Origin of the sequence: Thioclava sp. F34-6 (assembly GCF_002213235.1) — a bacterium.
GTDB classification, from domain to species: Bacteria; Pseudomonadota; Alphaproteobacteria; order Rhodobacterales; family Rhodobacteraceae; genus Thioclava; species Thioclava nitratireducens.
Genome location: NZ_NBOA01000003.1, coordinates 426,386 through 447,786 on the forward strand (window position 1 = coordinate 426,386; position 21,401 = coordinate 447,786).

The 21,401-nt window shown below is 66.0% G+C and carries 20 protein-coding genes; 11 read left to right on the top strand and 9 right to left on the bottom strand.

The features are described from left to right. Positions 1–84 precede the first annotated feature (84 nt). Complete coding sequence (locus B6V72_RS08240; RefSeq protein ID WP_088735300.1) at positions 85–2,829, top strand: hypothetical protein; 2,745 nt, start codon at positions 85–87, stop codon at positions 2,827–2,829. Between the two features lie 55 nt (positions 2,830–2,884). Here the strand turns inward: B6V72_RS08240 and B6V72_RS08245 are convergent, their stop codons facing one another. The 3 genes from B6V72_RS08245 to B6V72_RS08255 are packed head-to-tail and all read right to left on the bottom strand — an operon-like array spanning position 2,885 to position 5,645. Next, on the bottom strand, positions 2,885–4,063 hold the full coding sequence (locus B6V72_RS08245) for an amidohydrolase (protein WP_088735301.1): 1,179 nt from the start codon (positions 4,061–4,063) through the stop codon (positions 2,885–2,887). Between the two features lie 42 nt (positions 4,064–4,105). After that, positions 4,106–4,345: a DUF2842 domain-containing protein gene (locus B6V72_RS08250; RefSeq protein WP_088735302.1), complete on the bottom strand. Its 240-nt coding sequence runs from the start codon at positions 4,343–4,345 to the stop codon at positions 4,106–4,108. 4 nt (positions 4,346–4,349) lie between these two features. Further along, complete coding sequence (locus B6V72_RS08255; protein WP_088735303.1) at positions 4,350–5,645, bottom strand: adenylosuccinate synthase; 1,296 nt, start codon at positions 5,643–5,645, stop codon at positions 4,350–4,352. Between the two features lie 292 nt (positions 5,646–5,937). On the opposite strand from B6V72_RS08255, the gene secG reads away from it, so the two are divergent. Together secG and B6V72_RS08265 are read left to right on the top strand one after the other, a co-directional pair. Next, on the top strand, positions 5,938–6,390 hold the full coding sequence (gene secG, locus B6V72_RS08260; protein WP_088721892.1) for a preprotein translocase subunit SecG: 453 nt from the start codon (positions 5,938–5,940) through the stop codon (positions 6,388–6,390). Between the two features lie 182 nt (positions 6,391–6,572). Continuing rightward, entirely contained in the window at positions 6,573–8,216 is a 1,644-nt protein-coding gene (locus B6V72_RS08265; RefSeq protein WP_075776094.1) for a CTP synthase, read from the top strand. Positions 8,217–8,250: 34 nt separating this feature from the next. On the opposite strand, the gene B6V72_RS08270 is transcribed toward B6V72_RS08265, so the two are convergent. From B6V72_RS08270 to B6V72_RS08280, 3 genes are read right to left on the bottom strand one after another with little or no spacing between them, the layout of a single operon-like run. After that, positions 8,251–8,781 carry a MarR family transcriptional regulator gene (locus B6V72_RS08270; protein WP_075776093.1) on the bottom strand — a complete coding sequence of 177 codons (531 nt, stop codon included), beginning with the start codon at positions 8,779–8,781 and terminating at the stop codon, positions 8,251–8,253. 35 nt (positions 8,782–8,816) lie between these two features. Continuing rightward, positions 8,817–9,581, bottom strand: coding sequence for a 2-dehydro-3-deoxygalactonokinase (locus B6V72_RS08275; RefSeq protein ID WP_088735304.1), 765 nt, complete (start codon positions 9,579–9,581; stop codon positions 8,817–8,819). 32 nt (positions 9,582–9,613) lie between these two features. Next, positions 9,614–10,564: a zinc ABC transporter substrate-binding protein gene (locus B6V72_RS08280; protein WP_088735305.1), complete on the bottom strand. Its 951-nt coding sequence runs from the start codon at positions 10,562–10,564 to the stop codon at positions 9,614–9,616. A gap of 85 nt (positions 10,565–10,649) precedes the next feature. On the opposite strand from B6V72_RS08280, the gene B6V72_RS08285 reads away from it, so the two are divergent. The 5 genes from B6V72_RS08285 (at position 10,650) to B6V72_RS08305 (ending at position 15,899) form a co-directional block, all read left to right on the top strand. After that, on the top strand, positions 10,650–11,165 hold the full coding sequence (locus B6V72_RS08285; RefSeq protein WP_088735306.1) for a Fur family transcriptional regulator: 516 nt from the start codon (positions 10,650–10,652) through the stop codon (positions 11,163–11,165). Next, positions 11,162–11,923, top strand: a complete 762-nt coding sequence (locus B6V72_RS08290; protein WP_088735307.1) for a metal ABC transporter ATP-binding protein — start codon at positions 11,162–11,164, stop codon at positions 11,921–11,923. The genes B6V72_RS08285 and B6V72_RS08290 overlap by 4 nt, the downstream gene beginning before the upstream one ends. Continuing rightward, positions 11,916–12,701 carry a metal ABC transporter permease gene (locus B6V72_RS08295; RefSeq protein WP_088719021.1) on the top strand — a complete coding sequence of 262 codons (786 nt, stop codon included), beginning with the start codon at positions 11,916–11,918 and terminating at the stop codon, positions 12,699–12,701. Before B6V72_RS08290 ends, B6V72_RS08295 begins: the two co-directional genes overlap by 8 nt. A gap of 61 nt (positions 12,702–12,762) precedes the next feature. Further along, positions 12,763–14,178 (top strand): aldehyde dehydrogenase family protein, encoded by a 1,416-nt coding sequence (locus B6V72_RS08300; RefSeq protein ID WP_088735308.1) that lies wholly within the window; start codon positions 12,763–12,765, stop codon positions 14,176–14,178. 119 nt (positions 14,179–14,297) lie between these two features. Beyond that, complete coding sequence (locus tag B6V72_RS08305) at positions 14,298–15,899, top strand: APC family permease (RefSeq protein WP_088735309.1); 1,602 nt, start codon at positions 14,298–14,300, stop codon at positions 15,897–15,899. Positions 15,900–15,950: 51 nt separating this feature from the next. Here B6V72_RS08305 and B6V72_RS08310 read toward each other — a convergent pair whose 3' ends face one another. From B6V72_RS08310 to tkt, 3 genes are read right to left on the bottom strand one after another with little or no spacing between them, the layout of a single operon-like run. Continuing rightward, positions 15,951–16,826: a lysophospholipid acyltransferase family protein gene (locus B6V72_RS08310; protein WP_088735310.1), complete on the bottom strand. Its 876-nt coding sequence runs from the start codon at positions 16,824–16,826 to the stop codon at positions 15,951–15,953. Between the two features lie 11 nt (positions 16,827–16,837). After that, entirely contained in the window at positions 16,838–17,725 is an 888-nt protein-coding gene (locus tag B6V72_RS08315; RefSeq protein WP_158275080.1) for a DMT family transporter, read from the bottom strand. Between the two features lie 41 nt (positions 17,726–17,766). Continuing rightward, entirely contained in the window at positions 17,767–19,785 is a 2,019-nt protein-coding gene (gene tkt / locus B6V72_RS08320; protein WP_088726976.1) for a transketolase, read from the bottom strand. A gap of 201 nt (positions 19,786–19,986) precedes the next feature. Here tkt and B6V72_RS08325 point away from each other — a divergent pair, with 201 nt between their 5' ends. Genes B6V72_RS08325 through B6V72_RS08335 form a run of 3 tightly spaced genes read left to right on the top strand, consistent with a single transcriptional unit; the run spans position 19,987 to position 21,351 of the window. Next, the gene (locus B6V72_RS08325) at positions 19,987–20,562 is read left to right on the top strand and encodes a hypothetical protein (RefSeq protein ID WP_088719018.1); all 576 of its coding nucleotides are present in this window, start codon (positions 19,987–19,989) and stop codon (positions 20,560–20,562) included. Beyond that, positions 20,555–20,932 (top strand): cell division protein ZapA, encoded by a 378-nt coding sequence (locus tag B6V72_RS08330; RefSeq protein ID WP_088735311.1) that lies wholly within the window; start codon positions 20,555–20,557, stop codon positions 20,930–20,932. The genes B6V72_RS08325 and B6V72_RS08330 overlap by 8 nt, the downstream gene beginning before the upstream one ends. After that, the gene (locus tag B6V72_RS08335; protein WP_088721887.1) at positions 20,929–21,351 is read left to right on the top strand and encodes an MliC family protein; all 423 of its coding nucleotides are present in this window, start codon (positions 20,929–20,931) and stop codon (positions 21,349–21,351) included. The genes B6V72_RS08330 and B6V72_RS08335 overlap by 4 nt, the downstream gene beginning before the upstream one ends. The last annotated feature ends 50 nt before the right edge of the window (positions 21,352–21,401 follow it).

Sequence of the window (21,401 nt, forward strand, 5' to 3'; positions counted from 1 at the left end):
TCAAATGCCTTCTTTCGTCCACGCGAAAGAACCAGTTGGACAGGAATGTCGACGCATTGAGGTCCAATAGAAAGCGAGTGGTCCATGGTTGGTGCGAGCAAGATCCTGACCGTATCCTACGGCACCTTTTCGTGCACCTTGGAAGGATTTGACGAGCCTTTCAACACGATGAAGGCGATTGCGGAGTATTTCCGCGATCTGGCCGCCGACGACCGGTATTTCGGCGCAGAGCCGCCCCAACCCGATGCGGAGATGCTTCACCGTATCGCGGAGCGGGAGATTCAGCGCCGGGTCGAGGCAAAAATTCAGGAAAACGGCGTCGTGCTGCGCCAGCAAGACACGCTCCTGGGTGGCGAGGCTGCAGCCGACGAGGCGCCCGCTCCCGCTCAGGAAGAGCCGCTTGTGACGTCGGAAGCGCCGCAAGAAGCCGCGCCTGCCGCCGAAACGCCCGCGCAGCCGGAGGTCGCCGAGACGCCCGAGCCGGTGGCAGCGCCCGAACCGGTCGCAGAGCAGCCCGAAGCCGAGGTTGCGGCGCAGGACGCCGAGCCCGAAGCAGGCTTCGCGCAGCCGGAAACCGTTGCCGCCAAGCTGCAGCGTATCCGCGAAGCCGTCGCCCGTGCTCGCGAGGTTCAGGCCGACAGCTTCTCCGAGGAAGACGAACCCGTTTCCGCCCCCGAGGCGCTTCTGGGCCGCTTCGAGGCTGAACCGTCGAGCGAAGCCGAGGATTTCGGCTACGACCTTGACATCTCCGGCCCGCTGAGCGCCGAGGAAATCGAACCCGAAGCCTCAGAGCCTTCGCAGCCCGACGCCGAGATGCCCGAAGAAGACGTGGCAGAAGAAGCGGCAGAGGTCGCGCTCGAACAGGCCGCGGAAGACATCGAAGCGGCTGAAGCCGAAGAGCCCGTCGCCGAGCAGGATGAGGCTGACGCGGACGAGGAAGCCGACACGGACTTCAACACGAGCGACGATCAGATGCAGCGCCGTCAGGCGACCCGCCGCGCGCGCCGTTCGGCCAAGCGTGCCAAACGCATCGCGGCGCTCAAGGCCGCTGCGGACGAACTCGGCGCGACCGAAGAGACCGACGCCGATCAATCCGAGGACAGCGCCGAGGCGGCCTCGGCAGATGTCACCCTCGACACCGAAACGCCGGTCGACGCACCCGCCACGCCGCGCTTGCGTGCCCGCGTGATCAAGGTGCGCCGCCGCGAAACCATCGAGTCTGGGGAAGCAGCATCGGCCGCTACTGACGAGGGTTCGGAGCAGACCGAAGACGGTGCCACCGCCGAAGTTGCCACCACCGAAGTCCAGGAAGATCAGGCGACCCCGGCCGAGGCGCAGGTCGAAGCCGAGGCCGATGCGGCGCAAGAACAGCCTGAAGTCGCCGCAGAGGCCGAGCAGGAGGTGGAAACCGAGGCAGAGCTGGAAGCAGAAGCCGAGGATGACGACCTCGCCGCGCGACTGGCTGCGGAACTGGGCGACGCCTCGTCGGAGGCAGGCCCGGCGCCGAAGGCAGAGCGGCCACGCGCCCGGGACGATGCCGATCACGGCAGCCGTGTGCCTGGCGGCCTGTCGCCGGAAGCCGAAGCCGATCTCATGCGCGAGCTCGCGGCACTGCAGATGGAGAATCTCTTCACCGGGTCCGAGATCGAGACCGACGACGAGGCTCCGCAAGAGGCCGTCGCGCAGGGCGAAGTGACCGAAGACGGGGCGATGCCGGAAATCGACCTGTCCGATCTGGAAGACGAGTCGGTCGACGCCCCGCTGGTTCTGACGCAGGACGAGGCCGAGGCGCCCGAGGCGGAAACGCCTGAGGCACACATGGAGACCGCGTCGCTCGACGCGCAGGACGTGCTGGTTCTGGGCAACACGATCATCGAGGCCGAGGAAGCCGAGGTCGAGGCGATGTCGGAAGATGACGCCATGGCGGAAGCGGAGGAAGATACCCGCGCCGACACGTTCGCTGCCGAGGCATCGGAAGAAACCGAAGCCACCGGGGCCGCAGACGCGGAAGACACGGAAGAGGCGCAGGCCCCGACCGAGCTCGCCGCGCGCGAGGTCGCGTCGCTTTCCGAAAGAGAGACCGACCGCGAGGCGGAGATGGATCGTCTCCTCGCCGAGGCCGACAAGCAGGCCGAAGGTGTCGAGACGCGCCGCCGCTTCTCCGCGATCGCGCATCTCAAGGCCGCCGTGGCTGCGACCGTCGCGGATCGTCTGGCCAAGGGGCAGGACACCGCGAAAGGCGGCGTCGAGGACGAGGACGGGTCCGAGCCATATCGTGCCGACCTGACCCAAGCCGTGCGCCCGCGTCGCCCGGTCAGCTCGGGCGAGACGGGTTCGCGTCGCCCCGAACCGATGCGACCGGCGCCGCTGGTACTGGTCTCGGAACAGCGCGTCGATGCGGAAGAAGAAGCCGCCGATGAGCAGCCAGCGCCTCAGCCCGCCGCCGCGATCCGCCCGCGCCGTGTCTCGGCAAGTCAGTTCGCCGCTGGCGGAGCGGACGAGGCCGAAGCCATGCCGATGAACCCCGAGCAGGCGACGAGCTTCGCCGAATTCGCCGAAAGCCTTGGTACGCAGGGTCTCTCCGACCTGCTGGAAGCCGCTGCGGCCTATACCTCGGCCGTCGAAGGGCGTCCGCATTTCTCGCCGCCGCAGATCATGCGCAAGCTGTCCTTCATGGACGATGCGGTTGATGTGCCGCGCGAGGAGCGGATGCGTGTCTTCGGGCGTCTGCTGCGTCAGGGCAAGATCACCAAGGTGAAGCGCGGCCAATACGCGATTACCGAAGCCTCGCGCTACTGGGACGAGGCGAAGATGGCCTCGGGGCAGTAACCCCGGCGAAAGATCAGAAAAGGGCGGTCCTTCGGGGCCGCCCTTTCTTATTGGATCAATAGAGCCGTTCGCGCAGGCATTGGATCAGCACGCGCGCGCCGGGGGCGATCAGCTCGTCGGGAAAGTCGTAATCGGGATTGTGCAGGGCCGGGCGGTCGCCTGCGCCCAGAAGCGCCATCGCCGCGGGGCCGTGATCGGCAAAACGACCGAAATCCTCGGAGGCGCGCATCGGTAGATCGGTCTCGGTGGTCTCGATCCCCTCGGCCTGAAGCGCCGCCCGCAGGATGCCATTCGCTTCGGGGGCGTTTTCGCAATGGCGAAAGATATCATGATAGGTGATCTCGCGCTCCAGCCCGAGCGCATCGGCGGCGTCACGCACCATCGCCTCGGCCTTGTCGACGAGCCCCGCCATCCCCGCATCGCGCTGGGTGCGCAGGGTCGCCCAAAGCTCTGCTGCGCCGGGGGCGACGCCGAAGGCAGGCTCACCGAGCCGCGCATGGGTGACGGTGACGCGCGCGAAATCGGGATCGCTTTGGTGCAACGCGTTGCCGAGCGCCGTTAGATCGGTCAGCAGCCGGGCCAGTGCCGGGGCAGGGGAGCGACCGCTTTCTGGTAACGAAGCATGAGCGGTCCAGCCGGTGAGCGTGATCTTCATGCCGCGCGAGGCGCAGTTCATTACCCCGTCCTGCAGCGCCGCCGTTCCGAGAGGGACACCCGGCATGTTGTGCAAGGCGAAGGACAGGTCGGGCGCGATCTCGACAAAGCGCGGATCGGCAATCACGGCTGCAGCCCCTGCGCCGGTCTCTTCGGCCGGTTGGAACAGCAAGACCGCGCGGCCACGGGCGGGACGGTTGCGCGACAGCCAGCGTGCGACTCCCGCGAGAATCGCCATATGCCCGTCATGGCCGCACAGATGCCCTTTGCCGGGAAAGTTGGAGCGGTAGGGCGGGGCGCCGGTCTCATGGATCGGCAGCGCGTCCAATTCGCAGCGCAAGAGGATTGTGGGTCCGGGCTCCGCGCCGTCGTAGATTGCGGCGACCCCGTGCCCGCCAAGCTCGGTCAGCGTCCGGTCGGGTGCGGTTGGCAGCAGCATCGCGACGACCCGCGCGGCGGTGTCGCGTTCCTCGCCCGAAAGCTCGGGATCCTGATGCAGACGATGCCGCCACGCGGTCAATTCCGTGATGTCGGAATTGGTTAGGCTATCGGGCGGGAGGGGGGAAGGCGCGCTGGTCATGAGGCTAACCTGCCCGTTTTCCGGCGCGCCCGCCAGAGGGCGTCACTCGCGCGGTGGATCATCCGGATCGTCCTTGCCGACACCTTTGAAAATCGGCTTGAGCGGCGCGATCCAAAGCAGGCCGAGCACGACATAGACGCAGAACTCCGCCCAGATCGGTAGCCGCCCCCAGCGCGCGCCCGCCCAGTTCACCACCGTGATGGCGACGACGACATAGGCGGGCAACCCCACGACGAGGGCCAGAAGCGAGAGGCGGCGACGGGCCTTGTAGCTCAGCGCCATCGGATCAATCCGCGAAGGGGTCGGTCACGAGGATCGTGTCGTCGCGCTCGGGCGAGGTCGAAAGCATCGCGACCGGGCAGTCGATCAGTTCCTCGATCCGGCGAACATATTTGATCGCGGCGGCCGGAAGATCGGCCCAGCTGCGCGCGCCTTCGGTCGATTCGGCCCAGCCTTCGATCTCTTCATAGACGGGGATGCAGCGCTTTTGCTCTTCCGCGGCGGTTGGCAGATAGTCGAGCTTCTCGCCATCGAGTTCGTAGCCGGTGCAGATTTTGATCGTTTCGAACCCGTCGAGCACGTCGAGCTTGGTCAGCGCGATGCCGTTCACGCCCGAGATCGCGCAGGTCTGACGCACCAGGGCCGCGTCGAACCAGCCGCAGCGACGCTTACGGCCCGTGACGGTGCCGAATTCATGGCCGCGCGTGCCGAGGCGGTTGCCGTCCTCGTCGTCCAGCTCGGTCGGGAAGGGGCCTTCGCCTACACGGGTGGTGTAGGCCTTGACGATCCCGAGCACGAAATCGATCGCGCCCGGGCCCATGCCGGTGCCGGCCGCAGCCTGACCTGCGACCACGTTCGACGAAGTCACGAAGGGGTAAGTGCCGAAGTCGATATCCAGCAGCGAGCCCTGGGCGCCTTCGAAGAGGATACGCTTGCCCTGCTTGCGCTGCTCGTTGAGCACTTTCCAGACGGGGGCCGCGTATTTAAGGATCTCGGGGGCGACTTCCTTGAGCTTGGCAATCAGCGCGTCGCGGTCGATCGCTTCGATACCGAGCCCCTTGCGCAACGGATCGTGGTGCTGCAGCGCGCGGTCGACGCGGGCCTCCAGCGTCGCGTCATCGGCGAGATCGGCCACGCGGACCGAACGGCGACCCACCTTGTCTTCGTAGGCCGGGCCGATACCGCGGCCGGTGGTGCCGATTTTGGTGCCTTTCGAGGCCGCTTCCTCGCGGGCGCGGTCGAGTTCGCCGTGAATCGGCAGGATCAGCGGGGTGTTCTCCGCGATCATCAGCGTCTCGGGGGCGATCTCCACCCCCTGGTCGCGGATCTTCTCGATCTCGGCGAGCAGGTGGAACGGGTCGAGCACGACGCCGTTGCCGATCACCGAGAGTTTGCCGCCCCGCACCACGCCCGAAGGCAGTGCGTTGAGCTTGTATACCTTGCCGTCGATCACGAGCGTATGGCCCGCGTTATGACCGCCCTGAAACCGCGCGATCACGTCCGCGCGCTCGCTGAGCCAGTCCACGATCTTGCCTTTCCCCTCGTCACCCCATTGGGCGCCGACGACGACGACATTGGCCATTGCTCTCTCCTTGGCAGGTGTAAAACCGCGCGAGGTATAGCGGCTGAGCGCGCGGGGCGAAAGACCGCATTTGCGAGAGGCGATCACTCTATCCATACGCCTCGCGCAGGCGGGCGGCGCAGGAGCCTCCGGCGGGGATATTTGGGCCAATACGAAAGTCAAAGCGCGCGTGTAGGCCGGGCGTGGGCCGATTTGACCCCGCGAAAGCCGAAAATCCGCCTATGCGGCCTTGCGCCCTCAGCCTCATCCGCCTAGATAGGCGCGTCGCAAGAAAGAAGGCCCGGACCCGTTCATGGAAAACGTCGTTCTCTCGATCCACCTGATCCTCGCGCTGCTGCTGATTGGCGTGGTGCTCCTGCAACGCTCCGAAGGGGGTGGTCTCGGCATGGGGTCGTCCAACAGCTCCGGCGGTGGCGTAGGCGGGTTGATGACCGGTCGGCAGGCCGCCAATGCGCTGACCCGCGTGACCTGGGTTCTGGCCGCCGGCTTCTTCGCGACCTCGGTGACGCTGACGGTTCTGGCCGCGCAGAAAGCGGGCACCGGCTCGGTGGTCGACACCGCTGCGCCCCAGCAAAGCGCGCCGGCGGATACCGCGCCGGCCAATGACACGACCGGTTCGACGCCCTCGCTCGACGTGGTGATGCCGCCGCCTGCCAGCGGTTCGGACGCCTCGAGCGGCGGAAACGCGGGCGAGACCACGACGGATACGCAAAGCGGTCCGGTCACGCCGCCCGCCGCCAACTAAGCCGTCACTTCAGTCAACCATCGGTTCGCACCCACAAAAACTTGCGGGTGCGTCCTAACCAAACTCAATAGCTTGCGGTCTGGTTGCGGGCAGGCCGCGAATCGTGTAAACATTAAATCCCGTGATCCTGACCCTCTTGGGGCAGGGAAACCATTCGAATTTCGCAGATCACGGGGGTCTTCATGGCACGTTATGTCTTCATTACCGGCGGCGTCGTCTCGTCGCTCGGAAAGGGTTTGGCATCCGCCGCCCTGGGGGCATTGCTGCAAGCACGCGGCTTTTCGGTTCGGCTGCGCAAGCTCGATCCCTATCTGAACGTTGATCCGGGCACGATGAGCCCGTTCGAGCATGGCGAGGTTTTCGTCACCGATGACGGGGCGGAGACCGATCTCGACCTTGGTCACTACGAACGATTCACTGGGGTGTCGGCCCGCAAGACCGACTCGATCTCCTCGGGGCGGATCTACACCAACGTGCTCGAGAAGGAGCGCCGCGGGGAGTATCTGGGCAAGACGATCCAAGTGATCCCGCACGTGACCAACGAGATCAAGGATTTCCTCGATGTCGGCGATGACGAGGTCGATTTCATGCTGTGCGAGATCGGCGGCACGGTGGGCGATATCGAAGGTCTACCCTTCTTCGAAGCGATCCGTCAGTTCAGCCAGGACCGCCCGCGCGGTCAGGTGATCTTCATGCATCTCACGCTGCTGCCCTATCTGGCGGCGTCCGGCGAGCTGAAGACCAAGCCGACGCAGCACTCGGTCAAGGAACTGCGCTCTATCGGCCTCCAGCCCGACGTGCTGGTCTGCCGCTCGGAGCAGCCGATCCCCGACAAGGAGCGCGGCAAGATCGCGCTGTTCTGTAACGTGCGCCCCGAGGCGGTGATCCCCGCCTACGATCTCAAGTCGATCTACGAGGCGCCGCTGGCCTATCACCGCGTCGGTCTCGATCAGGCGGTTCTTGACGCGTTCGGCATCTCTCCCGCGCCGAAGCCGGAGCTGAGCCGCTGGGAAGACGTGATGGACCGTCTCGATCATGCCGAGGGCGAGGTGCGCGTCGCGATCGTGGGCAAATACGTTCAGCTCGAAGACGCCTATAAGTCGATCGCCGAGGCGCTGACCCATGGCGGGATGGCGAACCGGGTGCGCGTGAAGGCCGAATGGATCGACGCCGAGATTTTCGAGAACGAAGATCCGGCACCTTATCTGGAAAACTACCACGCGATCCTTGTGCCCGGTGGCTTCGGTGAGCGCGGCACCGAGGGCAAGATCCGCGCCGCCCAATTCGCGCGCGAAAAGGGCGTTCCTTACCTGGGCATCTGTCTGGGTATGCAGATGGCCGTCATCGAGGCCGCGCGGAACCTCGCGGGCGTCAATGATGCGGGCTCGGAAGAGTTCGATCACGAGGCGGGCAAGAAGCGCTTCACCCCGGTCGTCTATCACCTCAAGGAATGGGTGCAGGGCAACCACAGGGTCGAGCGCAAGGTCACCGACGACAAGGGCGGCACCATGCGCCTGGGCGCCTACACGGCGGCGCTGAAGGAGGGCTCGAAGGTCGCCGAGGTCTATGGCGCGACCGATATCGAGGAGCGTCACCGCCACCGCTATGAGGTCGACATCAAGTATCGCGAGCCGTTGGAGAAATGCGGGATGACCTTCTCCGGCATGTCGCCCGATGGCCGCCTGCCCGAGATCGTCGAGCACAAGGATCACCCGTGGTTCATCGGCGTGCAGTTCCATCCCGAGCTGAAGTCGAAGCCCTTCGCTCCGCATCCGCTGTTCGCGGGCTTCATCAAGGCCGCGTTGGATCAGAGCCGGTTGGTGTGATCCCGGCTTCCCCCTGAAATCGAGAAAGCCGCGCCTATCCCTGCGCGGCTTTTTTCTTTTTCTTCTTGGAGGTTTTCGGTGCGGGTTTCCCGGTCTGACCGCCGCCGCGTGCGGGGTCGATATGCCGGGCCAGTTCGGTCGGATCGAGGCGGATCAGCGCCTGTATATAGCCCGAGGCCGCGTCGAGGAGTTCACACAAGGCCGCCGCCCGCGGATCGGCGCTGCGGGCCTCCAGGGCGGATAGGTGATCACGTGCGGGGCCGATCACGCGACGTTCGCGCTCGGCCAGCATCAGCCGCGCCAGTTCCCACGGCTCGGTCGGGGCGACGAAGTAATCCTTGCGCGAGCCGGGGGACCGGGCCGCCTGCACGAGGCCCGCATCGCGCAATTCCTTCAACGCGGTCGAGACGTTGGAGCGCGACAACCCAAGCTGCGCGACCAAATCGTCGGCCGAGGGCGCTTGAGCCGCGCGCCAGATCGCGCCGAGGCAGCGGCCGGCGGGGCGGGAAAATCCGAAACGGGGGGCGAGTTCGGCGAAGGCTTCGGGCAGTTCGGTATCACTCATGCATTCATCCTCTGCCGCCTGTCTCTGCCGCCGGGTTACGCGCCGGGCCGGCGCGCCGCGGACAGTCCCGCGATCAGCGCGGCCTCTCCGTCGCCCAAAGTGACCTGCGCGCCCTGCGCTTGCAAGCCACGGGCGCAAATTTCCGACCAGCCGGGGGCGGAGGCGGAGGACAGCGCCAGCACGGTCTGGCCCAGCCACCACGGTTTCGCCGCGGCGAGTTCCGCGCCCAGCACGGCGCCGGCGGCGCGCGGGGTGGGGCGTCCAAGGCTGAGCGGGGCCAATTCGCGGGCGAGGCGTTCGGGGCGCGAAAGCGTATCGGCAAGAGCTGCGTCGAACCCGTCGCCGGCTTCGAGCGGTGCGCCGAGCGCGGCCAGCATCGCGGCGGAGCCTGCGCGCATCGCGCTGACGACTTCGCCCGCCGAGATATGCGCCCAGATCGCGCTTGCGCCGCAAATCCAGATCACGCCATCGAATTGCGGGATGCCTGCGAGGATCCCGGCGATTCGGGCGGCCTCGGGGGCCGTGATCTCGGTGCCGTCGCTGTCTTGGATGAGGCCGGGCAGGGCGGGGTAGCTTTGCCCGCCGATCTCGGTTAGCGGCAGCGCTCCGTCGGGGCGAGGCGTGCAGGGAAGCGCGCGAAGGTCAGGGCCTGCAGTGGAGGCCGCCACCATGGCAGCAGCCCCTTCAGGCAAGAGCGGGCGCGCGGCGGGCCCGGTTTTGCGGTCGGTCACCGCCCCGTCCGACACATGTGCGGCGCGCCAGCGCCCGAATTCTTCCGTGAGTGCGATCCAATCAGCCATGGCGCATCAGATCGCATGGAGGTGGTGCGGGATCAAGCCTGCGACAGGCAGGCGGTGATCGTGTCCGCCATTCCTTGCATCAGGTCCTCATAGAGACCGGGGCCATAGGTCAGCGCGGTGCCGGAAGGATCGAGCGACTTGCCGAGCCTCACCGGCGTCCCATCGACGAGGATTTCGACCATTTTCGGGTCGTGGTTCGCTTCCGGGAAGGCGCAGACGGCTTCCTTGGCCGACGCCTCTTCGCGCAGGCTCACCAGATGGGCCGCGCCGGGGGTCGATGCATCGCTTGGGGAAAGCGCGCCCATGATGGTCAGCCCGTAATGATCGGCGAGATAGCCGTACGCCGCGTGATAGACGAGGAAAGGCTTGTCCGCGACCGGCGCGAACTCGGCCTTGAGCTTGGCGTCGAGCGTCTCGATCCGCGCTTGCGCGGCTTCGGCGTTGGCCGCGTAGGTCTCGGCATGTTCGGGATCGGCCTTGGAGAGGTCTTCGGCGATCAGACCGAGCCAGAGCTTCGCATTGTCGGGGTCGAGCCACGCATGCGGATCGGTCATCTGGTCGACTTCGGCGTGGTCCCCATTCCCGGCCTCGGCGTGATCCGCGTCGGCGTCGACGCTGTGATCATGCGGGTCCGGCACCGAGAAGCTGCGCAGGGTCGTGCCGGGCGCGTGAAGCAATTCGACCGACTGGCCCTTCACTCCCACGCCGTCGATCGCGCGTTCGAGCCACGGCGTCAGCCGCGGGCCGACCCAGAAGACGAGGTCCGCGTCTTGCAGATCGCGCGCCTGGCTGGGCTTCAGTTGATAGTGATGCGCGTCGGAATTCTGGCCGAGCAGAACCTCCGGCTGCCCCAGATCGCCCATCACCTGCGCGACGAGTGACTGCACCGGCGGAACATCGGTCACGACACTGGGCACCTCGGCTTGGGCGAGGGCGGGCAGTGCGGCAAGGGCGCTCACGAGAACGGGAAGGGTGGGGCGCATCTGATGTCTCCTGTCCAGCTTGATCTGAGGAGCGGAAAATGTATGTTATAAAATCACTCGTCAAGAAGAAATGTGATAAGGTAACATGCTCGTGGGTTCTTCGACCTCTTCCGCAAAGGCTTTCACGCCGCATGACCACAGCCGATGCGCCGGCGCCACGCTGGCGCGCGCCGAGGCTGTCGCCGCCGAAAAGGGCGCGCGGCTGACTCCTGTGCGTAAGCGTGCACTGGAAATACTGCTGGAAGAACATCGGGCTATGGGGGCCTACGAAGTGCTCGACCGGCTCGCGGCGGATGGGTACGGCAAGCAGCCGCCCGTCGCCTATCGCGCGCTGGAATTCCTTGTCGAGCACGGTCTCGCGCATCGCGTGCGTCGCCTCAACGCCTTCGCCGCCTGCATGAGCCCGGGCGAAGAACATGCGCCGGTTTTCCTGATCTGCCGCAACTGTGGCGAAGTCGCCGAGGCCGGCCCCGAAGAAGGGGCCGACGAGGTCCGTCACGCGTTGCAGGGCGCGGCCGAGCGGTTGAATTTCCATGTCGAGCGGGCCACCGTAGAGGCGCTGGGGCTCTGCCCCAACTGCGCCGCCGAGGAGGCGCAATGAGCGAGTTGATCACGGCGCAGGGTCTGAGCGTGCGCCATGGCGAGGTCGAGGTGCTTCACGGCGTCGACTTCACGATTTCCTCCGGCGAGATCGTTACCGTCGTCGGGCCCAACGGGTCGGGGAAATCGACGCTGATCCGCGCCCTGATTGGGTTGGAGCGTGCCGCGCGGGGCAAGGTGAACCGTCAGGCCGGGCTGCGGATCGGTTACGTCCCGCAAAAGCTGCATGTCGATGCGAGCCTGCCGCTGACCGTGCGCCGGTTCCTGTCGCTACCCAAGCGCGTCTCGAACGCCCGCGCCGAGGCCGCTTTGGAGCGCACCGGCGTTCCGCATTTGGGCGGGCGGCAGATTTCGCGGCTCTCGGGCGGGCAGTTTCAACGTGTGCTTCTGGCGCGCGCCCTGCTGTCCGAGCCGCAGATCCTGATCCTCGACGAGCCGACGCAGGGGCTCGACCAGCCCGGCACGGCGGGGTTCTACAAGCTGATCGAGGAGGTCCGTCAGGAAACCGGCTGCGCGGTTTTGATGGTCAGTCACGATCTGCATGTGGTGATGTCGGCCTCGGACAGGGTGATCTGCCTCAACGGCCATGTCTGCTGTCAAGGGACGCCGAAGGTGGTGGCCGAGGCGCCGGAATATCGCGCGCTATTCGGGATGGGCACGCAAGGGGCCTTCGCGCTCTATCAGCACAGCCACGATCACGATCACGCCGACGACGCGGCGAAGGACGGCACTCAAACGCACGGGCAGGCGCATGTTTGACGATTTTCTTTTCCGCGCGGCGTTGGCCGGGATCGGCCTGACCTTCGCGACCGGGCCTCTGGGCTCTTTCGTTGTGTGGCGGCGCATGGCCTATTTCGGCGATGCGACCGCCCATGCGGCGATCCTCGGCGTGGCACTTAGCTTCGCCTTCGGCATCTCGGTCTATCTCGGCACGCTTGGCGTGGCGCTGGCGATGGCGCTCACCGTCGCGCGGCTCTCGGGGCGCGGCCATGCGATGGACACGCTCTTGGGGGTGCTCGCCCATTCCGCGCTCGCCTTCGGCCTCGTCGCGGCGTCGCTGCAATCGGGGCTGCGGGTCGATCTGTCGGCTTGGCTGTTCGGTGATATCCTCGCCGTGTCGCGCAGCGATCTGGCCGTAGTCTGGGGCGGGGCCGCAGTGGTCGCAGCGCTGCTGGCATGGCGCTGGCAGGGGCTGCTGACCGCGACGATCAATGACGAGCTGGCGATGTCTTCGGGGCTCGACCCGCGACGCGAGCAGATGGCGCTGACGATCGCGCTGGCGCTGACCGTGGCGGTGGCGATCAAGATCGTCGGTGCGCTTCTGATCGCGGCGTTGCTGATCGTCCCGGCGGCTACGGCGCGGCAATTTGCGCGCGGGCCGGAGGCGATGGCGGCGGGCGCGACCGGGGTGGGGATCGCCTCGGTGCTGCTCGGGCTATGGGGCTCGTTGCAGTTCGACACGCCTGCGGGTCCGACGATCGTGGCGGCCTCCGCTGTGCTCTTCGTGCTGTCCCTGCCGCTGCGTCGCGCGCGCTAAGCCGCGCTGCCGCTTGCCAATTCCCGTCCCGCGCGGTGAGATGCGCGACAAAGGAGCCTCGATGGATCATCGCAGTTTCAAGACCCCGTCGCAGATTTTCGTCGACCTAGCGGCGGGCAACCCGCAGCGCCGCATGGCTTTCGATCCGGCGCAACGGCGCGCGGCGCTGCAGGCGCTCTCGCGCGCGATCCATGATTGCGAGGCGGAGATCCTCGCAGCGCTGGCGGAGGATTTCGCCAAGCCCGAGGCCGAAATTCGCCTGACCGAGATCCTGCCCGTTCAGGCGGAGATTTCGCACGCGTTGCGCAATCTGAAAACGTGGACGAAAGTGCGTCGGGTGCGCCCGACCCGTGCGATGTTGGGCACCCGCGCGCGGATCGTGCCGGAGCCGAAGGGCACCGCGCTGATCATCGCGCCGTGGAACTACCCGCTGGCGCTGTCGCTCGGGCCGCTGGTTTCGGCCATCGCGGCGGGCTGTGCCGCGATCGTCAAACCCTCAGAGCTGGCCCCGGCCAGCGCCGCCGTGATCGCGCAGATCGTCGACGAGGCGCTACCTGCCGATCTCGTGCGTGTGGTGCAGGGCGGGGTCGAGGTCAGTCAGGAACTGCTAGAGCAACCTTTCGATCATATTTTCTTCACCGGCTCGCCGCGGGTGGGCAAGATCGTGATGGCGGCGGCGGCGAAGCATCTCACCTCCGTGACGCTGGAGCTGGGCGGCAAATCCCCGGTCATCGTCGGCCCCGGCGCCGACCTGAAAAAGGCCGCGCGGATGATCGCCTGGGGCAAGTTCGCGAATGCCGGTCAGACCTGCATCGCCCCCGATCACGTCTATGTCGCCAAGCAGATCGAAGCCCCGTTCCTGGCCGAGCTGAAAGCCGCGATTGCGCGGATGTATGGCAAGACGGAAGAGGCGCAGGCGGCCACGCGCGATCTCGCGCGGATCATCAACCCGGATCATTTCGCCCGGCTCATGGGCATGATCGAGAGCGCGCAGTCAGCGGGCGCAAAGGCGCTGACCGGCGCAACCGGTGAGGCGCAGAGCCGCTATATCGCGCCGACCGTCCTGATGGGCACCGATCCGTCGATGACGGTCGAGCAGGAGGAGATTTTCGGTCCCGTCCTGCCGGTCATTCCCTTCGACGATGCGGTGGATGTGGTGACGCGGATCGAGGCCGGGCCGAAGCCGCTCGCCCTTTACATCTTCGAGCGCGACCGCGGCTTGATCGACCGATTGCGCCGCGCAACCAGTTCCGGCGCGGTGGGCATCAATGTCGCGCTGGTTCATTACCTGCACCAGAACCTGCCCTTCGGCGGGATCGGCAATTCGGGCGTGGGTGCGGCGCATGGCCATTGGGGCTTCGAGGCATTCACTCATCTCAAACCCGTGCTCGAGAACCGTTTCGCGCCGCTTGCGATGCTGATGCCGCCCTATCGCAGCGGACGCATGGCGAAGCTCGCCCAGAAATTTCTGCGCTAAGGCTGACTGCGGATTTCACGCGTGATCGCGTTCCGCCACAAGCCCGTGTAATCGCTCCGGTTGGCGAGATCGCGCCCTAGTTGAACTCCTGTGATCAATAAGAAACAGGGGATTCACCAATGGCATCAACCGAAACGATGGCGGGAGGAGGCAAGCTGCGGCGGGACGCCGGGGTCATCGGGCTGCTCTTCGCCTCCACGACGTCGATGATCGGCTCTGGCTGGCTCTTCGGGGCCTATCACGCCTCGAAAATCGCTGGGCCGCTCTCGGTCTGGTCCTGGGTGGTCGGGGCGGCGATCATCATGCTGATCGCGCTGTGCTTCGCCGAACTCTCCACGATGTTCTCCAAATCCGGCGCGCTGGTCCATATGAGCCACGCGAGCCACGGTGCGACCTTGGGCAGGCTCTGGGGCTGGATGCTGTTTCTCAGCTATGCGCCGGTGCCTGCGGTCGAGGCCGAGGGGATCGTGACCTATGCGAACAATTACCTGCCCTATTTTCTGCGCGGAGACGGGACTGGCACGCTGACGCTGGTGGGCTTCATCACCTCCGCGCTTCTCCTGAGCGTTCTGGCGCTGCTGAACTTGCTGGCGATCAAGGCGCTGCTGAAGGTGAACAATACAGTGACGTGGTGGAAGATCGCGGTGCCTCTGATCACCGTGGTCGGCCTGATCGCGGCGTCGTCCCATTGGGGTGTCTGGCATGCGGCTCCGGGCACCTACAAGGCGCAAGGCATGTTCACCGCGATTCCGGCCGCAGGGATCGTGTTCTCGTTCCTCGGCTTCCGCACGGCGATCGACTTGGGCGGCGAGAGCGCCAATCCCGGCCGCAATATCCCGATGGCGGTGATCGGCTCGGTCATTCTTGCCGCGATCGTCTATATCCTGCTGCAAGTGGCCTTCATCATGGCTCTCTCGAAGGGCGATCTGGCGAATGGCTGGTCGTCTCTGAGCTTCAAAGGTTCCGCGGGTCCCTTCGCCGGTCTCGCCGCGACGCTCGGCATGGGCTGGCTGGCGCTGCTCCTCTACGTGGACGCCTATATCTCGCCCGGCGGGACGGGGCTGATCTACGTCACTGGCGGCTCGCGCATCCTCTATGCCGTGGGCGATACCGATAGCGGGCCGAGTGCGCTGACGCATACCACCCGTCACGGCGTCCCGTGGCTGGCGGTTGCCGTGATGTGGGCCGTGGGCGTTTTCTTCCTGCTGCCCTTCCCGGCGTGGCAATTGCTGGTGGGCTATATCAGCTCGATCACGGTTCTGACTTATGGCCTTGGTCCGATCGTGCTGATGGTGCTGCGCCGTTCGCAGCCCGATGCCGAGCGTGCGTTCCGTCTGAAAGGGGCGGAGTTCCTTGCACCACTGGCCTTCATTGCCTCGAACCTCGTGATCTACTGGACCGGGTTCTACACCGACTCGATCCTGTTCGGGATGCTGCTCGTGGGCTTCGCCGTCTACGCGCTCGTCTTCCACGCCGTACAGAAGAAATCCGCCTCCGAGTTCGGCTGGCGCCATATCGGCTGGCTCGCGCTGTGGTTCGGCGGGCTCTGGATCATCACCGCGCTCGGCACTTCGGATCACGCGCTGGGGGTGCTGAACTTCTGGGGTGGGATGGCCCTCGTCGCGGTGTGGTCGCTGGTCGTGATCTGGTTCGCGCTGCGCGCGGCACTTCCGGCGGAAGAAACCGGCGCGCTGATGGAGCGGATCCAGCGCGGCAACTGAGCCGGTCCGAGAGGCCAAAAAGGCGCGCGAGAAAATCTCGCGCGCCTTTTCTTATTTGCGTTTCCCCTTCCAGCGGCGATGAATCCAGAGCCATTGCTCCATGTGCTTGAGGATCATCTCCTCCAGCCCGTCATTGAGGGTCTGGGTCATCGTTTCGGGGTCGGTATGGGGCACGGGCTTGTCAGCATAGATCCTGAAGCTGAGTCCGTCGGGCTGGCGGACCGCGTAGATCGGCACCAGATCGGCCTTCATCTTCAGCGCCATTTCCGCCGCAGACAGAGGTGTGAAGGCGGGCAGGCCGAAGAAGCTCAATTCCGCGCCCTTGCTGAAATGCTGATCGAAGCCGAAGGCGACCATCCCGCCATCGCGCAGGAACTTTATCATGTCGCCCAAACCCCGGCGCGAGCGCGAGAACAGCGGCTCGGCGATGGCGGAAATGGTCGAGACATATTGTTCGTTGAAGAGCGGGTTGTTCATCGGGCGGTAGATCGCGCCGACCCGGTAGCCGCGCCCTGCAAGCGCCGCGCGCCACGCGTCGTAATTGCCGAAATGGCCCGCAGCCAGAACGACCGGACGCCCCTCGCGATGGGCGGCTTCCAGCGTCTCGGCCCCGGGGCCTTCGATCGGCAGATCGCGCACGCGGGACACGAATTCCTCGCCGGAATAGATCTCCGCCAACATGCGGCCCAGATTGTCGGGCATCTCGCGCTGCAGCCGCTTGATCTCGTCCTCGGACAGATCAGGACAGGCGATCGCCAGATTCTCGCGGATTTTGCGGGTGAAGCCAAGGACCGGCGCGAGCCGTGCCACCATCCGCCCCGCCGCCGGGATGCGCCGCTCGTAGGGTAGCCGCTGGACCAGCCGCATCACCGTCACGAAAAGGGCATTCGAGACGCGGTCGGACAAGGTGGGTTCGCGGTACTTCATCGTGTCGGGTGTCAGGCTCTGGCTTGGCGCGCAGCTCGGCGCTCACGCGACCAGACATAGAGGCCAGCCCCCACGATCACAAGCGCCCCGGCGATCGTGAACCCGTCGGGAAACTGTCCGAACATCAACCAGCCCCAGAAGGACGCGAACAGCAGACCCGAATAGCCGAACGGTGCCAGCGTCGAGGCCTCGGCCAGCGCGAAGGCGCGGATCAGCAGAAATTGCGAGAGGCTACCCGCAAGCCCGAGGCCGAGGAAAACCCACAGATCGGAGAGCGCGATCGGCTGCCATATGAAGGGCAGGGCGAGCGAGGAAAGCGCAAGCCCGGTATAGGCGGACCAGAGCTGCGAGGTGGCCGCGCTATCGCCGCGCAGGTAGCGCGTCAGCAGCACCGCGCCCGCGAAGCTGAAGGCGGCGAGTAGCGCCAACAGTGCTGCCGGATGAAAGCCCGCGAAACCCGGGCGCAGGATGATCATCGCGCCGATGAACGCGGCCGCGATGCCGAAGATGCGGTGTGGGCCCAGCCGCTCGCCCAGAAACAGGGCGGCGCCGAGCGTCACGATCACGGGGTTCAGATCGCCAAGCGCGGTCGCGGTGGCCAGCGGGACATGTTTCAGCGCGTAGAAGAACGAAACGATCGCACCCATCTGGAACAAGGCCCGGCCCAGTTGGAACTTCGGCTGTGCGCTGCGGAGCCTGCGCGGCAGGCTGCCGCGATAGATGACCGCCAGCACGGCGGCATTCACCGCGAAGCGCGCCCAGACGATCAGAAGCGGGTGGTAACCTTGCCCGAGAAGTTTCGCGAAAGCGTCCATCAGAGTCAGCATCGAGAACGCGCCGAGCATCAGCGCGATCCCCATCCCGGGGCGATCGCCCTCGGGAAGTAAAGAGGGGGCCACGCCGGGCCCCCTCGCTGTCGCTTTCAACCCGGGCAGAGCCATCAGAGGAGGCTCTTGACCTTCTCGGCCACGGCCTCGGGGGTGATCCCGAACTTCTCGTAAAGCTCGCCTGCCGGGGCGGAGGCGCCGAAGCCCTCCATGCCCACGAAACCGGCTTTCGCCTCGCGGCCACGCTCGCCCAGAAGCCAGCGGTCCCACGGCTGGCGCACGGCGGCCTCGACCGCCACGCGGACCGAGTTCGGCGGCAGCACGCGCTTGCGGTAGGCCTCGTCCTGCTCGGCGAACAGCTCCATGCAGGGCATCGAGACGACACGGGTACCGATTGCTTCCTTCTGCAGCATCTCGCGAGCTTTCAGCGCGATTTCCACTTCCGAGCCGGTCGCCATCAGGATCACCTGACGCTTGCCATCGGCTTCGGCCAGAACATAGGCGCCGCGCGCGGTGAGGTTCTGCGGCTTGTACTCGGTGCGCAGCGTCGGCAGACCCTGACGCGACAGCGCCAGAACGGAGGGGGTGCCCTCCTGGTTCATCGCGATTTCCCACGCCTCGGCGGTCTCGATGACATCGGCGGGGCGGAAGGTCAGCGTGTTCGGCGTCGCGCGGCAAATCGCGAGATGCTCGACCGGCTGGTGCGTCGGGCCATCTTCGCCCAGACCGATCGAGTCATGGGTCATGACATAGACGGTCGGCACTTTCATCAGAGCCGAGAGACGCATCGCGCCGCGCGCGTAGTCGGTGAAGCAGAAGAACGTGCCGCCATAAGGGCGCACGCCGCCATGCAGCCACTGACCGTTCATCGCGGCGGCCATGCCATGCTCGCGGATGCCGTAGTGGATGTAGCGACCCTTGCGGTTCTCCGCGTTGAAGACCGTCATGTCCTTCGACTTCGTGAGGTTCGAGCCGGTGAGGTCGGCCGAGCCGCCGATGGTCTCGGGGCAGGCGGCGTTGATCACGCCCAGAACCATTTCGGACGCCTTGCGGGTCGCGACCTTCGGTTTGGCCTCGGCCTGTTCCTTCTTGAACTTGCGGATCGCGCCGGTCAGCTTCTTCGAGACGCCGCCTTCCATGATGCGCGTGAACTCGGCCTGCTTGGCCGCCGAGAGCTTGCCGAAGCGCTCCTCCCATTCGGCGCGCTCTGCTGCGCCGCGGGTGCCGATCGCTTCCCATTGCGACTTCACGTCGGCGGGGATTTCGAACGGACCGTGATCCCAACCGTAGATCGCCTTGGTGCGCGCGATCTCCTCGTCGCCCAGCGGCGAGCCGTGGGCGGAGTAGCTGTCGGCCTTGGTGGGGGCGCCGAAGCCGATGATGGTCTTGCAGTCGACCAGAACCGGACCCTTGGCTTGCTTCGCCTTGGTCAGCGCCTCATCGATGGCAACCGGATCGTGGCCGTCACAGGCGAAGACAGTCCAGCCCGACGCCTCGAAGCGCTTGCGCTGGTCGGTCTTGTCCGACATCGACACGCGGCCGTCGATGGTGATGTCGTTGTTGTCCCACAGCACGATCAGGTTCGACAGTTCCTGCATCCCGGCAAGGCCGATGGCCTCCTGGCTGATGCCTTCCATCAGGCAGCCGTCGCCTGCGATGACCCAGGTCCGGTGATCGACGAGCTTCTTGCCCCATTGCGCGCGCAACGCCTCTTCGGCGATGGCCATGCCGACCGAGGTCGCGAGGCCCTGGCCGAGCGGCCCGGTGGTGGTTTCCACCGCGTCGAGCAGGAAATTCTCGGGGTGGCCCGCGGTCAGCGCGCCCGACTGGCGGAAGTTCTTGATCTGGTCGAGCGTGACCTGCTCATCGCCGCAGAGATAGAGCAGCGAATAGATCAGCATCGAGCCGTGGCCGGCCGAAAGGATGAAGCGGTCGCGGTCAGCCCATTTCGGGTTCTTCACGTCGAATTTCAGGTGGTTCTGGAACAGAACGGTCGCCACGTCGGCCATACCCATCGGCATGCCGGGGTGACCGGAATTGGCGGCCTGCACCGCATCCATCGCCAATGCGCGGATCGCGGAGGCAAGTTTCCAATGCTCAGGATGGGCGGCGCGCAGCTCTTCGATTTCCATGAAACGTCCTTTCGCGGGGCAGCAGTTGGATGGGTCCGCGCCCCTGATAGCAGGGATCGGCCCAAGATCAAGCGTGGCCCACAAGTGCTTGGGGCAAAAGGGTGGGCTTGCCCTGTCGCAAAGGGTTAGACTGATCGAAATCCGCAGCCGGGCCGCGATTCGGCCATGGCAAGCGAAAAACATGAGGACGAGGAGGCGTGCATGAGTGATATCGCCGAATACGAACGCCGCATCGCTTTCGCGCTCGAACGGATCGGGCGCGGGGTCGAAGCGCTCAAGCAGCGCGAGGCAATGCAGGCCAAGGCAGCGCAATCCGCAGCGCAGCAAACCGAGCCGGAGGCCGCCGAGGCGGAACTGCCCCCGGTACCGGAGCCGCCGCCCGAAGTTGTCGCAGATCCGGCGGAGGTGGCCGAACTGAAAGCCGCGCTCGCCGCGGAGCAGGAAGCGAACGCACAACTCTCCGAACGCGTCCGCGCGATCCGCGAGAAACAGGACACCACGCTGGGCGCGATGGAGCGCAAATACGGAGCCGCCGTCCGGGCGCAGGAATCTGCCTTCAAGGAGGTCGCTGCCCTCAAGCAAGCCAACGCGGCGCTGGTCGCCGCCAATCGCAAGCTGATGGACGAGGGCGTGGCCTTCTCCGACGAGGCGCTGATGGCCGAGTTGCAAAGCCTGCGCGCCGCGCGCGACGGCGAAAGCGCCGAGCTTGAGCAGATCATCGCGGGTCTCGACCCGATCATCGAAGCGGCGAACCGCGAGGAGGGGACCGATGCCTGAGGTGACGATTTCCGTCGGCGGCCGCGATTTTCAGGTCGCCTGCCAAGAGGGTGAAGAACATTTCCTGCGCTCGGCCGCCGGGATGCTCGACAGCGAGGCGCAGGTGCTTCTGGGCCAGATCGGGCGCGTGCCCGAGAACCGGATGCTCTTGATGTCGGGGCTGATGCTGGCCGACAAGGCTGCGGGCATCGAGGATCAGCTGCGCGACGCGATAAACCGTCTTGGCGAATTGCAGGCGAAGATCGACGAATTGCAGTCGAACCCGGCCCATGTCGAAGTGCCGATCCTGCCGCCCGAAGTGACCGAGACGCTGGCCGAGATCGCCGCACGCGCGGAGTCGCTCGCCGACCGGGTCGAGGACGACGCGTGAGACGTACTCTATTTGGCGCGCTGCTCGCGGGCGCCGCACTGACGGGGCCGGTGGAGGCGCAGGATGCGGCGGCGCCATCGGGGCAACACGACACGCCCGTCGAGCGGCTTGAGCCGCTCAACCCGACGACCGGCGATACGGTAGAGCCGGTGGTGACCGTCACCTATCATTGCGAGCGCGGCGCGGAAGTGCACGCGGCCTACATCAACGACACCGATCCCCAGCGCGTCGCCCTGTTCCTGCAGGGACGGCTTGTCGTGATGAGCCATATCCGCTCTGCCGACGGCGCTAGATACGCCGAGGATGGCGAGGGCGAGGCGGGTTATGTGTGGTGGACAAAGGGCCACGGCGCGATGCTCGACTGGATCGCCGAGGATGGCGAGGCGCAACCGCTGTTCCGCGCCTGTCAGGAAGACTGAGGGCCGCAACGCGATACGCGCGGCGGCCCTGAAGAAATCGTATCAGACGA

Bases quoted from the DNA above. Each gene is read 5' to 3' on its own strand.
- B6V72_RS08285 (WP_088735306.1), top strand. From the start codon at position 10,650: ATGCTCGTGGGTTCTTCGACCTCTTCCGCAAAGGCTTTCACGCCGCAT.
- B6V72_RS08250 (WP_088735302.1), bottom strand. From the start codon at position 4,345: ATGGCGCTGAGCTACAAGGCCCGTCGCCGCCTCTCGCTTCTGGCCCTC.
- B6V72_RS08255 (WP_088735303.1), bottom strand. From the start codon at position 5,645: ATGGCCAATGTCGTCGTCGTCGGCGCCCAATGGGGTGACGAGGGGAAA.
- secG (WP_088721892.1), top strand. From the start codon at position 5,938: ATGGAAAACGTCGTTCTCTCGATCCACCTGATCCTCGCGCTGCTGCTG.
- B6V72_RS08245 (WP_088735301.1), bottom strand. From the start codon at position 4,063: ATGACCAGCGCGCCTTCCCCCCTCCCGCCCGATAGCCTAACCAATTCC.
- B6V72_RS08295 (WP_088719021.1), top strand. From the start codon at position 11,916: ATGTTTGACGATTTTCTTTTCCGCGCGGCGTTGGCCGGGATCGGCCTG.
- B6V72_RS08275 (WP_088735304.1), bottom strand. From the start codon at position 9,581: ATGGCTGATTGGATCGCACTCACGGAAGAATTCGGGCGCTGGCGCGCC.
- B6V72_RS08265 (WP_075776094.1), top strand. From the start codon at position 6,573: ATGGCACGTTATGTCTTCATTACCGGCGGCGTCGTCTCGTCGCTCGGA.
- B6V72_RS08325 (WP_088719018.1), top strand. From the start codon at position 19,987: ATGAGTGATATCGCCGAATACGAACGCCGCATCGCTTTCGCGCTCGAA.
- B6V72_RS08280 (WP_088735305.1), bottom strand. From the start codon at position 10,564: ATGCGCCCCACCCTTCCCGTTCTCGTGAGCGCCCTTGCCGCACTGCCC.
- B6V72_RS08240 (WP_088735300.1), top strand. From the start codon at position 85: ATGGTTGGTGCGAGCAAGATCCTGACCGTATCCTACGGCACCTTTTCG.
- tkt (WP_088726976.1), bottom strand. From the start codon at position 19,785: ATGGAAATCGAAGAGCTGCGCGCCGCCCATCCTGAGCATTGGAAACTT.
- B6V72_RS08300 (WP_088735308.1), top strand. From the start codon at position 12,763: ATGGATCATCGCAGTTTCAAGACCCCGTCGCAGATTTTCGTCGACCTA.
- B6V72_RS08270 (WP_075776093.1), bottom strand. From the start codon at position 8,781: ATGAGTGATACCGAACTGCCCGAAGCCTTCGCCGAACTCGCCCCCCGT.
- B6V72_RS08330 (WP_088735311.1), top strand. From the start codon at position 20,555: ATGCCTGAGGTGACGATTTCCGTCGGCGGCCGCGATTTTCAGGTCGCC.
- B6V72_RS08305 (WP_088735309.1), top strand. From the start codon at position 14,298: ATGGCATCAACCGAAACGATGGCGGGAGGAGGCAAGCTGCGGCGGGAC.
- B6V72_RS08290 (WP_088735307.1), top strand. From the start codon at position 11,162: ATGAGCGAGTTGATCACGGCGCAGGGTCTGAGCGTGCGCCATGGCGAG.
- B6V72_RS08310 (WP_088735310.1), bottom strand. From the start codon at position 16,826: ATGAAGTACCGCGAACCCACCTTGTCCGACCGCGTCTCGAATGCCCTT.